15 protein-coding genes are annotated in these 14,182 nt (G+C 73.1%); 3 read left to right on the top strand and 12 right to left on the bottom strand.

Going from position 1 to position 14,182, the window contains the following annotated elements; all coding sequences use genetic code 11:
- Nucleotides 1-286 precede the first annotated feature (286 nt).
- The 6 genes from KPF47_RS19595 to KPF47_RS19570 are packed head-to-tail and all read right to left on the bottom strand — an operon-like array spanning nucleotide 287 to nucleotide 6,541.
- Complete coding sequence (locus KPF47_RS19595; protein ID WP_224388563.1) at nucleotides 287-772, bottom strand: hypothetical protein; 486 nt, start codon at nucleotides 770-772, stop codon at nucleotides 287-289.
- Nucleotides 765-1,040: a helix-turn-helix transcriptional regulator gene (locus KPF47_RS19590; protein WP_224388565.1), complete on the bottom strand. Its 276-nt coding sequence runs from the start codon at nucleotides 1,038-1,040 to the stop codon at nucleotides 765-767. Before KPF47_RS19590 ends, KPF47_RS19595 begins: the two co-directional genes overlap by 8 nt.
- A gap of 41 nt (nucleotides 1,041-1,081) precedes the next feature.
- Nucleotides 1,082-1,909 (bottom strand): SWIM zinc finger family protein, encoded by an 828-nt coding sequence (locus KPF47_RS19585; RefSeq protein WP_224388567.1) that lies wholly within the window; start codon nucleotides 1,907-1,909, stop codon nucleotides 1,082-1,084.
- Nucleotides 1,902-4,985 (bottom strand): DEAD/DEAH box helicase, encoded by a 3,084-nt coding sequence (locus tag KPF47_RS19580; protein ID WP_224388569.1) that lies wholly within the window; start codon nucleotides 4,983-4,985, stop codon nucleotides 1,902-1,904. Before KPF47_RS19580 ends, KPF47_RS19585 begins: the two co-directional genes overlap by 8 nt.
- A gap of 9 nt (nucleotides 4,986-4,994) precedes the next feature.
- Complete coding sequence (locus tag KPF47_RS19575) at nucleotides 4,995-5,615, bottom strand: alpha/beta hydrolase (RefSeq protein WP_224388571.1); 621 nt, start codon at nucleotides 5,613-5,615, stop codon at nucleotides 4,995-4,997.
- Nucleotides 5,615-6,541 carry a VOC family protein gene (locus KPF47_RS19570; RefSeq protein WP_224390181.1) on the bottom strand — a complete coding sequence of 309 codons (927 nt, stop codon included), beginning with the start codon at nucleotides 6,539-6,541 and terminating at the stop codon, nucleotides 5,615-5,617. Before KPF47_RS19570 ends, KPF47_RS19575 begins: the two co-directional genes overlap by 1 nt.
- Nucleotides 6,542-6,603: 62 nt before the next feature.
- On the opposite strand from KPF47_RS19570, the gene KPF47_RS19565 reads away from it, so the two are divergent.
- Nucleotides 6,604-7,554 (top strand): helix-turn-helix domain-containing protein, encoded by a 951-nt coding sequence (locus KPF47_RS19565; RefSeq protein WP_308015434.1) that lies wholly within the window; start codon nucleotides 6,604-6,606, stop codon nucleotides 7,552-7,554.
- Here KPF47_RS19565 and KPF47_RS19560 read toward each other — a convergent pair.
- The 5 genes from KPF47_RS19560 to KPF47_RS19540 all read right to left on the bottom strand — a co-directional run bounded on the left by KPF47_RS19560 (nucleotide 7,518) and on the right by KPF47_RS19540 (nucleotide 11,868).
- The gene (locus tag KPF47_RS19560; RefSeq protein ID WP_224388575.1) at nucleotides 7,518-8,000 is read right to left on the bottom strand and encodes an SRPBCC family protein; all 483 of its coding nucleotides are present in this window, start codon (nucleotides 7,998-8,000) and stop codon (nucleotides 7,518-7,520) included. The two genes, KPF47_RS19565 and KPF47_RS19560, sit on opposite strands and share 37 nt — an antisense overlap.
- Complete coding sequence (locus tag KPF47_RS19555) at nucleotides 7,997-8,350, bottom strand: helix-turn-helix transcriptional regulator (protein ID WP_224388577.1); 354 nt, start codon at nucleotides 8,348-8,350, stop codon at nucleotides 7,997-7,999. Before KPF47_RS19555 ends, KPF47_RS19560 begins: the two co-directional genes overlap by 4 nt.
- A gap of 77 nt (nucleotides 8,351-8,427) precedes the next feature.
- A complete protein-coding gene (locus KPF47_RS19550; protein WP_224390180.1) occupies nucleotides 8,428-9,285 on the bottom strand; it encodes an IS5 family transposase in 858 nt (285 codons plus the stop codon).
- Between the two features lie 315 nt (nucleotides 9,286-9,600).
- Nucleotides 9,601-10,665 (bottom strand): IS630 family transposase, encoded by a 1,065-nt coding sequence (locus KPF47_RS19545; RefSeq protein WP_255659991.1) that lies wholly within the window; start codon nucleotides 10,663-10,665, stop codon nucleotides 9,601-9,603.
- A 216-nt stretch (nucleotides 10,666-10,881) separates the two neighbouring features.
- Nucleotides 10,882-11,868 carry a pirin family protein gene (locus tag KPF47_RS19540; protein ID WP_224390178.1) on the bottom strand — a complete coding sequence of 329 codons (987 nt, stop codon included), beginning with the start codon at nucleotides 11,866-11,868 and terminating at the stop codon, nucleotides 10,882-10,884.
- An 81-nt stretch (nucleotides 11,869-11,949) separates the two neighbouring features.
- Between KPF47_RS19540 and KPF47_RS19535 the strand changes: the two genes are divergently transcribed.
- Together KPF47_RS19535 and KPF47_RS19530 are read left to right on the top strand one after the other, a co-directional pair.
- Nucleotides 11,950-12,834, top strand: coding sequence for an SMP-30/gluconolactonase/LRE family protein (locus tag KPF47_RS19535; RefSeq protein ID WP_224390177.1), 885 nt, complete (start codon nucleotides 11,950-11,952; stop codon nucleotides 12,832-12,834).
- 4 nt (nucleotides 12,835-12,838) lie between these two features.
- Nucleotides 12,839-13,273, top strand: coding sequence for a TIGR03668 family PPOX class F420-dependent oxidoreductase (locus tag KPF47_RS19530; protein ID WP_224390176.1), 435 nt, complete (start codon nucleotides 12,839-12,841; stop codon nucleotides 13,271-13,273).
- Between the two features lie 78 nt (nucleotides 13,274-13,351).
- Here KPF47_RS19530 and KPF47_RS19525 read toward each other — a convergent pair whose 3' ends face one another.
- Nucleotides 13,352-14,116, bottom strand: coding sequence for an alpha/beta fold hydrolase (locus KPF47_RS19525; protein WP_224390175.1), 765 nt, complete (start codon nucleotides 14,114-14,116; stop codon nucleotides 13,352-13,354).
- Nucleotides 14,117-14,182 lie beyond the last annotated feature (66 nt).

Below are 14,182 nucleotides of genomic sequence, written 5' to 3'. Positions count from 1 at the left end.
GCTGTTCCGCTGGGACCTGCGCACCGTCGTGATCGGTCTTGCTCGCCAGCATCCCGCCGCTGACGACGATCTGGTTCGAGCGGCACGCCGGGGCGACCGGCCGGCTCGATCCGGCGCGGGCCCGGGCCGTGACCGGCTGAGTCCTCCGGACCGCGCGCCGCGCTTGACGACGCAGGTAAGCCTAGGCTAACTTCAGGTCGTCGCTTGGTGGTGGGAGCGGCGCGTCAGTTCGGGACGAGGGCCCGGTCGCTCGACCACGGCGACCGGGCCCTCACATATTTCCAGCTCATCGCTCGCTCGGGACGGGCTTCCGGATCCACCACAGGTGCAGTCCCAGGCCGGCACCCGTGGCGACGGCGAGCAGTACGACGTAGAGCCCGGTGTCGGCGAGGTCGCCGCCCACCCACCAGTGGACAGCCCCGGCGACCACCACGAGCAGCGGCAACAGCAGCAGCGCGCGGAGCGTCTCCGCTCGCTCCCGCTCGGGTGTCACGTGTGTCCCGTACAGGGCTCGACCGACCGCCCGTGCGACCAGCCACACGGCGACAAGGCTCAGTACCAGTACGAGCACGGCACCGGACCAGGTCGCCCCGGAGGCATCCCGCAGTCCGAGCGGGCGGCCCAGTAGAACGACCACGCCGAGCGCCCCCGCGACGACCACCACCTGCATCTCCAGGCAGCGGCGCCGCAGCAGCACCAGCTCCGCGCGCTCGTCGGTCTCGTTCCTGATCTGGCGCTGCGTCTCGCGCAGGGCCGTCCACGGACTAGGCATCCCGGCCTCCCGTCTTCGCTGCGTCACGCCGGGCGCGGATCCTGTCGGCCTCCGCGGCGGGCAGCGCGAACAACTGCTCCACCGGGGTGTCCAGCGCGACCGCCAGTCGCAGTGCGACCGCCGTCGACGGGTTGTATCCGCCGGCCTCGATCTCCACCACGGTCTGGCGGCTCACGCCGACCAGTTCGCCCAGTCGTCGTTGGGTCAGACTCGCCCGGCGTCGCGCTGCGGCGACGTCGGATCGCACATCGGCGGGGAGCCTGCCCATGCGACAGCTTTACCCGACATGGGTCGGGTCTACCCGACCTTTCACGCGTCCGGATGGGCCAGCGCCCGGTACACCGGCCGCAACGCGTCGGTCAGCCGCCCGCCGTTCGCCCGCAGGGACGGCTCGGGCACCTGGTCCAGGACCGCGCCCGGCTCGGTGTCCGGCGGGCGCGGGGGAGCGGAGCCGGGCGCCCCCTCCCAGAAGTCGTCCAGCAGGACCGCCAGCGGCACCGGCCCGGACGGCGCGGATCGGCCGCCGGTGCGGTCGCGCTCGGACCGCAGCCGCTCCAGCAGCGTGTCCCGGTCGCGTCCGCGCAGGGTGAGCAGCGTGAACGGGTCGGTGTCGCACCGCTGGGCCAGCACGTAGAACACCGCGGCCAGGTGCTTGCACGGCACGGTGTGGTCCGGGCACGAGCAGTCCTGTGCGAGGTCGGCGACGTCGGCCGGGAACAGCGACAGGCCCAGGCCGTCGAGCAACTCCTCGATCTCGGGGGGCACGGTGCCCGACAGCAGCGCCGCGGTGTACCAGGCGTCGGCGGCCAGTGCCTGCTCCACGCCCCGCCACTCCGTCTTGTCCCACACCCGCAGCCCGATGCGCACCCGGTAGGGCTGCGGCCGGGTGCCCTGCACCAGTGCGACCACCGCGCCCGCGTCGACGTCGAGCGACACGATCTGCCCCGACCGGGCGTAGCTGCGGCCACGCGAGAGCCGCCCGCCGACGCCGAGGCGTTCCAGCACGGCCAGGAACCGCGCCGACCACCAGGTCCGGGCGACCGCACCCCGCGTCGCGTGGATCCGGATCCCGCCCTCGACGCGGCGCGGCGGCCCGCCGGTGAAGTCCTCCTGCGCCCAGAACGGCCGGTCACTCATCGCCGCCCCCTGTGTCCTCGTCGGGATCGGCCACCGCGTCCGAGCCGAGTGCGAACACCGCGCGCAGCTCGGAGGTCGACAGCGACGTCAGCCAGTCCTCCCCGCCGGTCACCACCATGTCCGACAGCGACCGCTTCGCGGTGACCAGCGCCTCGATGCGCTCCTCCACGGTGCCCGGGCACACGAACCGGCGCACCTGCACCGCGCGCCGCTGCCCGATCCGGAACGCGCGGTCGGTGGCCTGGTCCTCCACCGCCGGGTTCCACCACCGGTCCAGGTGGATCACGTGGTTCGCCGCGGTCAGGGCCAGCCCGGTGCCGCCCGCGCGCAGCGAGAGCAGGAACAGCGACGGCCCCTCGCCGGACTGGAACCGCTCCACCATCTCGTCGCGCCGCTTCTTCGAGGTGCCGCCGTGCAGGTAGAGGACCTCGGTGTCGAACCGTGCCGACAGGTGCGGTCGCAGCATGGCGGCGAACTCGGTGTACTGGGTGAACAGCAGCGCCCGGTCCCCGGCGGCGAGCACCGGCTCCAGGAGCTCCTCGAGGCGGGCGACCTTGCCCGAGCGGTGCCGCCCGCCCGAGCGGTGCATCGGGGACCCGTCGTGCAGCAGCTGCGCGGGGTGGTTGCAGACCTGCTTGAGCTTGCTCATCGCCGCGAGCACGTTGCCGCGGCGCTCGATGCCGTCGCTGTCCTCGATCTTCTCCATCATGTCGTCGACCACGGTCCGGTACAGCGACGCCTGTTCCCGGGTGAGCCGGTGGTCGGCCACGATCTCGATCTTCTCCGGCAGGTCGTCGATCACCGTGGGGTCGGTCTTGACCCGCCGCAGCAGGTACGGCCGGGTGATCCGGCGCAGCGTCCGTGCCACCCCGGCGTCGCGGTGGCGTTCGATCGGCACCGCGAACCGCTGCCGGAACACCTCCGGCACCCCGAGCACCCCCGGGTTGAGGAAGTCCATCACCGACCACAGCTCGGCCAGCCGGTTCTCCATCGGCGTGCCGGTCAGCGCGACCCGGTGGGCCGCGTCGAGCGACCGCATCGTGCGCGACGCCGCCGCGTGCGCATTCTTGATCATCTGGGCCTCGTCGAGCACGAGGCGGTGGAACCGCCACGCCCGCAGGTCCTCGGCGTCGCGCGTCGCGGTCGCGTAGGTGGTGACGACCAGGTCCGCCGCGTCGAGCGCGGCGTGCAGGGCCGCACCGCGCGGCCGGGAGGCGCCGTGGTGGGCGTGCACCCGCAGGCCGGGGGCGAACGTCGCGGCCTCCCGCTGCCACGTGCCGACCATCGACATCGGGCACACGATCAACGACGGCGCGCCGGTCGGCCCGTCGGCCCGGTCGTGCGCCTCCAGGGCCAGCAGCTGCACGGTCTTGCCCAGGCCCATGTCGTCGGCCAGACACGCCCCCAGCCCCAGCGAGGACAGGAACGCCAGCCACGCCACCCCGCGCTCCTGGTAGGGGCGCAGCGTCGCGGTGAACCCCGGCGGTGCCGGAACGGGTGTCAGCGTGCGGTCGGCGGTGCCCTCCAGCAGCGCCCCCAGGTCCCCACGGGCCGACACGTCGGTCACCGGGAGGGGGGCGTGGGCGTCGCCGCGGGCCGCGGCCAGTACCTCCCCGACCGTGGGCGGCCGGTCCCGGTGGCGGCGCAGGAAGTCCAGCCCCTGCGCCAGCGCCTCGGCGTCCACGGCGACCCAGCGTCCGCGCAGCCGGACCAGGGGCGCCTTCGCGGCCACCAGCGCGGAGATCTCCGACTCGCCCAGCTCCTCGTCGCCGACGGCGAGCGACCAGCGGAACTCCGCCAGCTCGTCGCGCCCCAGGCCACCGCGGGTGATCACCCCCGGGGCGGGGGCCGACGAGGCCGACAGCCGCAGCCCCAGCGGACGGCGCCCGTCCCAGCCGCGCGGCAGCGCCACCCCGAACCCGGCCGACAGCAACGCCGGCGCGTCCCGGGTGAGGAACCGGTGCGCGCCGGTGACGTCGAGCGGCAGCCCGGTCGGCCGGGCCCGGCGCAGCGCGGGCACGAGATCCGGCAGCACCTGCGCCGCCCGGCCCAGCTCCGCCAGCAGCACGTCCTGCGCGCCGGACACCAGCGCGTCGGCCTCCCCGGCCCAGACGCCGGCCGCGTCGAACACCAGGCTCGGGTCCTCGGTGGAACGCAGCGCGAACTGCAGCTCCCACCGGGTGCCGTCACCGGTCTGGTCGTCGAGGTCCGGGCCGGGGTCCGCCGGGTCATGCAGGGTGGACACCTCGGCGAGCCGGAACAGGGCGGTCGCGGCGCCGGGCTGCTCGCGCCCGACGTCCTCCCACACCGTGAGCGCCTCGCGCAGCACCTGCAGCCCGGCCCCGGTCGCGGGCAGGTCCGCCGACGGTCCGGTCAGTGCGTGCAGCAGGGCCGCCGGCGCGTCCGGCCGGGCGGGCAGCGGGAGCGGCATGGTGGCACTGCGCCCCAGCCGCTCGCGGACCGCGGTGTCGGTGAAGCGGGCCAGCGCGGCGTCGACCAGGGTGTCCGGGTCCTGCCCCGCGACGTCGCCCGGGCGGCGCTGCTCGGCCCGCGCGACCGGGGGCAGCCGACGGACGAGGTCCGCGCGGGCGACCGCGTCCAGCCCCTGGACGACCGGGCGCCAGCGCGCCGCGGGCCGGCCGGACTCGGTGAGCAGCACCGGCAGGACCCGGCCGCGGGCGGCCAGCTCCTCGGCGAGCTGCGCGAGGTCGGCGAGGTGGGTGAAGCCGGCGCCGTAGCGGACCTCGGGGGAGGGGTCGGTGAGCTCGGAGGGGTCGACGACCACCGCGGGCACCGTCCACGGCGCCAGCGTCGGCGCGCCCCGGCCGCGGGTGCGCGGCCGGGAGCGGACCAGACCGGGGGAGTCCTGCGGCCCCGACGGGTACGAGGGCAGCAGCACCGTCACCGACGCCGGCTTGCCCGGGTGGATCGCGGCCAGCGCGTCCGAGGGCACCGCGAACGGGTGCGGCCGCGCCGTGCGCAGTGACCGGCGGTCGGTGCGCGGGCTCCGCTCGCCGTCCTCCGCCCACAGCAGGACGCCGCGGGCGGGGGAGTGCAGGGCGTGGACGACGAACACACCCCCACGCTAGAGGCGACCCCCGACAGCCACCGCGTGCAGGAGCCCGGCCGCGGCCGCGCACGCCTCGTCGGTGACCACGTGCTCGTCGCCGTCGTCGATCCGCAGGTCCACCCGCGCACCCGCCCCGGTCAGCAGGACCGCGGTCTCCTCGACCCGGTGCGCGGGCACCCACGGGTCGCGCGAGATCGACCGCAGCACCGCCGGGGTCGGCGCGAGCGACCCCGACGGCGGGGCGGGCACCGGGTCCGGGCCGACGAACCCGCCGGTGAACACGACCAGTCCCGCGCACGGGCGTGGGTCGCGCACCAGCAGGTGGTGCGCGACCACACAGGCGCCCTGGGAGAACCCCCACAGCACCACCCGGTCCCGGCCGACCCCCTCGTCCGCCAGCCGGGCCAGCCGGTCGTCGACGACGTCGAGCGCGCGCAGCAGCGCGTCCCGGTTCTCGTCGAACGGTTCGAGGAACGGCTTCGGGTACCAGCTGCCGCCCGGCGCCGCCGGGGCGACGAACCGGGCGGGCACGTCCCCGAACCGCGCCGCGGTGGCGCGCATGTCGCCGGGGTCGCGCCCCCGCCCGTGCAGGGCGAGCACGACCAGCGGCGCCGCGGGGTCCCCCCAGGTGGTCATCAGGCCTCGATCGGTTCCAGCTTGGCGAAGATCTCCTCGCGTCGGTCCTCGAACTGCTCCGGCAGCTGGAACCGGGTGCCCAGCTCGTGCGGCGACTCGTCGCAGGTCCAGCCGCCCTCCTCGTGGGTGACGGCCAGCTCGAACAGCGCCCCGCTCGGCGTCCGGACGTAGACGCTCTTGAAGTACTTGCGGTCCTTGAGCTCGGAGATGTCGGTGTAGCCCGCACCCTCGATGTCGAACTTCACCGCCTCCTGGTTCGCCAGGTCCGACACGTTCCACGCGAAGTGGTGATAGGTGCCCGCGCCGTAGCGCCAGGTGCCCTGGTCCTCGCTCCGGTTGACGGTGATCTCCAGGTGGTTGCCGACCTTCGCGTCCCCGATCCGCAGGCCGAACATGTCGCCGTCCTCGGCGGGGTCGCCCTGGGCGAAGAAGGAGGTGTCGGCGAACTCGACCATCCGGTCCGGGGTGGTCATGTGCACGCCGACGCCGTGGATGCCGTGGATCGCGTGCTCCGCCGACACCCCGTTGCCCTCGAAGCCGCGGCGCGGGTCGCCGGTGTTGGCGACGAGCTGGTACTCGATGCCCGACGGGTGGGCGAAGGCGAGCCGGCGCCGGTCGAACCGTTCGACGTCGGCGACCTCGACGTCGTGGGACCGCAGCCGCTGCGCCCAGAAGTCCAGCGAGCCCTCCGGCACCGACAGCAGGACCTCGCGGGCCTGGTTGGTGCCGCGGGTGCCGAACTGGCCCGCCTGCGCCCACGGGAACGTGGTGACCACGCTGGACGGGTCGCCGTCGGCGTTGGAGTAGTAGAGGTGGTAGATCGGCAGGTTGCCGTCGAACAGGACGGTGCGCTTGATGAAGCGCATGCCGAGGATCTTCGTGTGGAAGTCGACGTCCTCCTGGGCGCCGGCGACGGACAGGGTCACATGGTGCGAGCCTTCGACATGAGCCACGTGTCCGGACGCTAGGAACGACACGGTCCCCGCACATCGCCGACGGGCGCAGACCGCTGTCGTCCGCGTGCACGCCCGCACCGGGCCGTCGGACGACTGCTGCGCGACTAGGCTGGGTACGGCCACCAGCACGACCAGGAGCCGCCGATGACGACCGTCGCCGACCGTCCCGCCGACCCGCCGACCCGGGGACCGGGGCCGTCCCCGGTCCCGACGGACCGGAGGGCGTCTCCTTCGTCACCGTCGCCGGTGACCTGCCCGCCCCCGGGGACGACCGGCTGGTACTGGTCGTGGCGCTGGCGGGCAGCGCCCTGCTCGGCGACGGCGAGCCGCTGGTCCCCGGACGGTGGGCGCTGCTGGACCCGGCCCGCCCGGGTGCCCGCACCGCGGACCGCGCGTTCCGCGCCCTGTGCGTGCACTTCCCGCGCGAGCGCGTCGAGCCCCGCGGGGAGCCCCTGACCGGGGTGGCGGGCACCGCGTTCGACGCCGGCCCCGGGCTGGCCGGCTACGTGTGCGACACCCTGCGCCACCTCGACGCGCACCGGATCGCGATGGGCACCCACGCCGCCGTCGCGGTGCGGCACGCCGTGGACCTGGTCGGGGTGCTGCTGCGGAGCACGGCCGGGGCCGAGCCCGCCCCGCACTGCGACCTGCTGGACCGGATCAAGGCCTACGTCGAGGCGCACCTCGGCGACCCGGACCTCGCCCCCGCCGGGATCGCCGCCGCGCACTTCGTCTCCGCGCGCCACCTGCACAACCTGTTCGCCGGGACCGGGACCAGTGCCGCGGCCTGGATCCGGGCCCGGCGCGTCGAGATGTGCCGGCGCGACCTGGCCGACGCGGGCCTGGCCGACGTGCCCGCGGCGGCCATCGGGTCGCGGTGGGGGTTCCGCGGGCCGTCGCACTTCGGGCAGGTGTTCAAGCGTGCGACGGGGCTGACGCCGGCCGCCTACCGGGAGGCCAGCAGCTCGTCGAGCCGCTCGTGACCCTGCACGACCCCGACCTCCATGCCCGAGGCCAGCATCCCGTCGCGGGAGTCGAACGAGTCGAACAGCGACTCGGCGACGAGCCGGGTCCGGCCGCCGGGCAGGGCGGTCAGCGTGAGCGTCTCCAGGCAGGCGCTGTCGGGGAAGCCCTCGTAGGAGAAGGTCTGCACGATCCGCTCCGGTGAGCGCACCTCGTGGAAGGACCCGAAGAACCGCCACTCGCCGGTCTCGTCGGAGCTGGTGTACCGGTAGCCGCCGCCGGTCTCGGCGTCCCAGCGGTCGACGGTCATCGTGAGGTTGCGCGGGCCGAGCCAGCGCTTCACCTTCTCGACGTCGACGTGCGCGTCGAAGACCCGCTCCGGCGGGGCGTCGAACTCCCGGGTGATCCGGATCGTCGGGAGGCCCTCGACGGCCTCGATGTCGGTCTCGCGGGTCGTCGTGCTCATGACGCTGCTCCCTCGCTCGTGCCGGTGGATCCCGGCGTCTCGTCGGCGAGCAGGTCGTCGAGGCGCGCGTAGCGCTCCTCCACCTGCCGCCGGTACCGCTCGATCCAGGCCGTCATCAGGTCGAACACCTCCGCGTCGAGATGTACCGGGCGGCGCTGGGCCTGCCGGCTGCGCCGGACGAGCCCTGCGCCCTCCAGCACCCGGATGTGCTTGGAGACGGCCTGCAGGGAGACGTCGTAGGGCTCGGCCAGCTCGTTCACGGTCGCGTCGGCCGTCGCCAGCCGGGCCACCATGTCGCGCCGGATCGGGTCCGCCAGTGCGGCGAAGACCCGGTTCAGCCGGTCCTCCACGACTCCTCCTTGCTCAACCCTTCGGTTGACAACACCGTAGCGACGGGAGCGCTTTTAGAGCGTCCGGCGATTGATGGTTATCGGAGTCGACGGGTCGTGGGTCGGGTTGTCCAGCGGTAGCGGCTGCGGGCATGGTTGATCAGCCGGCGGATCACGGTGAGCGCGGCGGCGAGGTTGAGGTAGAACTCGACGATGATCTTCCGGCGATCGGTGAACCGGCGCAGCTTGCCGTAGCCGTTCATCCAGGAATGGGTGCGCTCGACCGGCCACCGCTTACCGACCTGGATCGGGGCGGGCCGGCCCTTGGTGGCGATCTGTGCGTCGAACCCGAGTCGTTCGAGCAGATCGCGGGTCTTGCCTGAGTCATAGCCCCGGTCCAGGTGCAGGCACGGTCGCTCGGGCAGCGGCCCGATCATGTCGTAGATCCCGATCAGGGTCGGTTTCAGCAACGGCGAGTCGTGGTCATTGGCGCGGGCGCTGATCAGGTGCAGCGGGATCCCCGCACCGTCGCAGACCACGGAGCGTTTGGTGCCCTGTTTGCCCCGGTCGACCGGGTTACAGCCGGCGACCTCGCCACCGCAGGGAGCCTTGGTGATCGCTCCGTCGGCAGACAGATCGTCGAGGTCGAGACCGATCATCTGGCCATAGCCGGCCAGCGCGGCCCGAAGGACCTGCTCCCCGACGCCGGCGGCGGCCCACTGGGCGAGACGGCGGCGGATCGTGCGGTCCGAGCAGCCGGGGGTGGCGATGCGTTCGTAGCCGCTGCCGTGCACCAACGCCGCGAGCACGTGCTCGAACACCAGGCGGTCGGGGATCCGGCGGCGGTGACATCCCCACGGATGGGCCGGGTCGAACTCCGGGCGCCGCTCTGCCTCGATCAGGGCAGCGAACTCGACCCAGAGGGGGTCGATCAGCGATTCTGGCAATAGAGGCACGGACCCTCCAGGCGATCATCAGGACTTCAGCAATCCGATGATCACCCGAGGTCCGTGCCTCTACCTGCAACGACACCCCCACGACCTCATTTGCCGGGCGCTCTAAGAGGTCGTTTCAGAACGACTTGTCGAGTTTCCATTGACCCCTCGACGACAGATCAAACGGCAGGTCAGATAGCCGCTTGTCGTCTACAACAGACACGTCGACCTCGTTCTGAAATGACCTCTAAGGTGCTGGCCGTCTATGGCATGCGCTCTACTCGCGAGGAGAGCCAGCCGCACTGACGTAAACCCCTCGCACGCCGAGGGGTGTCCCTAGTGTCGCGTAAACGATGTTCTTTGACCGGGTCGGCAGTGGTTGAGTAGGTGGTCTGCGGGTTTGGTCCAGATGAACGGGTGGCAGCGTTCGTTCCAGCCGTCGATGAACCGGCCGATCGCGCCGATCAGTTCTCTGACGCTGCCGAAGCTGCCGTGGCGAATGGCCTGGCGGGTGATGACCCCGAAAAAGACCTCGACCATGTTCAGCCACGATCCCGAGGTCGGGGTGAAGTGCAGGGTGATCCGCGGGTTGCGGGCCAGCCAGGCCTTCACTGCGGGGTGCTTGTGGGTCGCGTAGTTGTCCACCACCAGGTGCAGCTTGCGCCGCGGGTAGGCCTTCGCGACCTGCTTGAGGAACCGCAGGAACTCCTGATGGCGATGCCGCGGCAGGCACGCCTGCTCGACCCGCCCGGTCGCGACCTCTAACGCCGCGAACAGCGTGGTGGTGCCGTGACGGACGTAGTCATGCGTCCGTTTCTCCGGGATACCGGGCATGATCGGCAGGATCGGCGCTGTCCGGTCCAGGGCCTGGACCTGGGATTTCTCGTCGACGCAGAGCACGACGGCCTTGTCCGGCGGGTTCAGATACAACCCGACGATGTCGCGGACCTTGGCTTCGAGCTCGGGATCGGTGGAGAACTTGAACGTCTCGGACTTCCACGGCTGCAGCCCCCACCGCCGCCAAATCTTGCCGATCCACACGTGGGAGATCCCGAGCTCGGCACCGAGCAGCCGTGACGACCAGTGCGTGACTCCGAGCCGCTCAGGCGGCGGTTCCAGCGTGGCGAGCACGACCGCGACCTCGTCGATCACCGGCGGCCGGCCCGCCTTGGGCCGGTCGGCCAGCCCGGCGATCCCCTCAGCGGCGTAACGCTTCTTCCACCCGATCACCGTCGCCTTCGACGCCCCGACCAGTGTGACGATGTCCTTGACCGCCACCCCGTCCGCGGCCAGCAACACGATCCTGCCCCGTCGGGCCAGTCCCGCCGAAACCGACGAGGAACGCAGCCAGGACTCCAGCACCTCGCGGTCGGCGGCCGGAACGTCCACGGTCACAGTCAACGGCACAGCTCATGATCCCGTAAACCAGCCCGTGAGTAAAGTAACCTAGTTACCGCAACACTAGTGGGCCCGCCGCGCGGAGTGATCACCACCCGCAGGCGGGCCCACTGACGTCTCCGCTGCACGGTAACGCGACAATGATCTGGACGGTTGCGAGGTGCTATCTCAGAGCGAGGAGCGTGTCATGATCAAGGCCGGACGCAATTATTCAACCCATCAGTTGAACGAGCCGGGGAGCGAGCCGTGCGGCACGTAGTCCGAGGGGACCACCCCGAGGCGTCCGCGCTGGTAGTCCTCGAACGCCTGCTGCACCTCCTCGCGGGTGTTCATCACGAACGGGCCGGCCCAGGCGACCGGCTCCCGGATCGGCTGACCGCCGAGCACCACGACGTCCAGCGACGGGTGGCGCGACTCCTGCTTCGTGCCGCCCTCGACGGTGAGCAGGTCCCCGGGCCCGAACACGGCGAGCTGGCCGGTGCGGACCGGGCGCCGGTCGGCGCCCACGGTGCCGGCGCCGCTCAGGACGTAGACCAGGGCGTTGTAGGGGCGCGGCCACGGCAGCCGCAGCTGCGCGCCGGGGGACAGGGTCGCGTGCACCATCGCCATCGGCGTGTGGGTCGAGCCCGGCCCGGACGCGCCCGCCACGTCGCCGGCGACCACCCGCAGCAGTGCGCCGCCGTCGTGCGTGGTGACCAGGGCCGACTCGGCGCCGCGCAGGTCCTGGTACTTCGGCGGCAGCCACTTGTCCGCGCGCGGCAGGTTCACCCACAGCTGCAGGCCGTGGAACAGTCCGCCGCTGCGCACCAGCGACTCCGGCGGGCGCTCGATGTGCAGCAGGCCCGAGCCCGCGGTCATCCACTGGGTGTCGCCGTCGGTGATCGTTCCGCCGCCGCCGTGGCTGTCACCGTGCTCGAAGGTCCCGTCGATGATGTAGGTGACGGTCTCGAAGCCACGGTGCGGGTGCCAGGAGGTGCCCTTCGGCTCGCCCGGGGCGTACTCGACCTCGCCCATCTGGTCCATGTGCAGGAACGGGTCGAGGTCGCGCAGGTCCACCCCCTGAAAGGCGCGGCGGACCGGGAAGCCCTCGCCCTCGAAGCCGCGCGGGGCGGTGGTGACGCTGCGGACCCCGCGGTCCAGGTCGGTCGGGCCCGGGGTGGGCACGCGGGGCAGGCTGCTGACGTCGGCGACGGAGCCGGCGGGCATCGGGACCTCCACGGTCGGTGGTTGTTGCACGATCAACGATCGCGCTGGCGCCCCGATTCCCGGGAGGCCAGACTGATCACCATGACGGAGCTGTCGACGGTGCTGTCGGACATGTCCTTCCTCGAGGCCCCACGCTGGCACGACGGGAGGATCTGGGTCAGCGACTTCTACACCCACCGGGTGCTCTCGGCCCGCGCCGACGGCTCCGACCTGCGCACCGAGGCGACCGTGCCGCAGCAGCCGTCCGGTCTGGGCTGGCTGCCGGACGGACGCCTGCTGGTCGTGTCCATGCGGGACCGGCGGATCCTGCGCCGCGAGACCGACGGCACCCTGGTGACCCACGCCGACCTGTCCGGCCACGCCGAGCACGTGCTCAACGACATGATCGTCGACGGGCGCGGCGGCCTCTGGGTCGGCAGCTTCGGCTTCGACCTGATGAACGGCGCCCCGCACGCCGCCGCGCCGCTGCTGCGGGTCGCGCCGGACGGGAGCGTGTCGGTGGCGAGCGAGCCGCTGCACTTCGCGAACGGACCCGCGCTCTCCGGCGGGGACCTCGTCGTCGCCGAGACCTTCGGCAACCGGATGTCCGCCTTCGCGATCGGCGACGACGGCACGCTCGGCCCGCGCCGGGACTGGGCGCTGTTCGGCCCGCCGTCGGCCGCCGAGGACCCGTCCGACGCCATCGCCGAGCTCACCGTCGCCCCGGACGGCATCTCCGCCCCCGACGCGGAGGGCGCGATCTGGGTCGCCGACGCCGTCGGCAGCCGCGCGATCCGGGTCCGCCCCGGCGGGCTGGTCGACGGCGAGGTGTCCACCGGGCAGGTCGGGACCTTCGCCTGTGCCCTCGGCGGCGACGACGGGCACACCCTGTTCCTGTGCATCGCACCCGGCTTCGCCGAGCACGAGCGCCGCGACACCCGGCTGGCGCAGCTGCTCGCCACCCGGGTCGACGTGCCGGCGGCCTGAGCCGATGCCCCCGGTCGACGAGGCCACCGCCCGCGCGCTGCTCACCGGCGCGCGGGTGGCGCGGCTCGCGACGATCCGGGCGACCGACGGCACCCCGCGTCTGGTGCCGATCACGTTCGCGCCGCTGGACGGGCTGGTCGTGTCCGCCGTCGACGACGTCAAGCCCAAGCGCCACCGGCGCCTCGCCCGGCTGCGCGACGTCGAGGCCGACCCGCGGGTGGCGCTGCTCGCCGACCACTACGACGACGACTGGTCGCAGCTGTGGTGGGTCCGCCTGGACGCCACCGCCACGATCCACGACGACGGCGACCTGCACTCCCGCGCCGTCGCTGCCCTGGCCGCCCGGTACGCCCCCTACGCCGCCCGTCCCCCCGAGGGCCCGGTGCTGGCCCTCACCCCCGTCCGCTGGACCGCCTGGACCGCCACCCCCCGCCCGTGACCGGGCGTCCGTGTGCGGCCCGCCCGCGTCGCCGACGGGCCGCGGTCCCGTGCGCCGGGCCGCGCGGGTGCCGTCGGGTCAGGGAAGGCCGGACAGGAAGGTGGTGACCGCGGCGGTGGTCTCGTCGGGCCGCTCCAGGTGCGGCTCGTGCCCGCAGGACAGCTCGGTGAGGGTCACCGGCCCGGATGCCCGCTCGGCGACCGCGCGCACGTGCACGGCGCTGCCGTAGGGGTCGTCGTCGCCCTGGACGGCGAGCACCGGAGCGGTGATCCCGGGCAGGGTCCCGCGGACGTCCCACGAGGTGAACTCCTCGGCCAGCCACATGTCGCTCCAGCCGCGGAAGGCGGTGTCCGGGTCGTCGTGGTGGCGGGCCATCCGGGTACGCAGGTCGCCGGCGTCGAAGGAGTCGCGGGCGGCGCGGATCTCGGCCAGGGCGAACGGCTCCACCAGCACGTGCGGGGCGAGCACCACCACTCCGCCCACCGGCATCGACGCGGCCGCGAGCAGCGCGATCGTGGCGCCGTCGGAGTGTCCGACCAGGACCGGACGGTCCAGGCCGAGCGCAGCGCACAGCGCGGGGACGGTGGTCGTCGCCTCGGTCGCCATGAAGTCGGTGCCGCGCGGGCCGCGGGGCGGGTCGGAGCGGCCGTGCCCGAGCCGTGAGTAGGCCACCGCACGGCGCCCGGTCGCGGCGGCGACCCGCTCGGGGAAGCCCCGCCACAGACCGACCGAGCCGAGGCCCTCGTGGAGGAACAGCAGCGGTGCACGACCGTCACCGGCGCCGCCGGTGTCGGAGTACTCGTGACGCAGACCGTCCAGTTCGAGCAGAGACGTCGCAGGCACATCACGATCCTAGTGCTCGCTGTTGCGCCGTCCGGAACGGTCGGGAAGGCTCGTCGCGTGATTCCC

The organism is Pseudonocardia sp. ICBG1293 (assembly GCF_020131355.1).
Classification (GTDB): Bacteria; Actinomycetota; Actinomycetes; order Mycobacteriales; family Pseudonocardiaceae; genus Pseudonocardia.
Note: the sequence above shows the minus strand (reverse complement) of the source record. Positions and strands in the feature narration are given on the sequence as shown.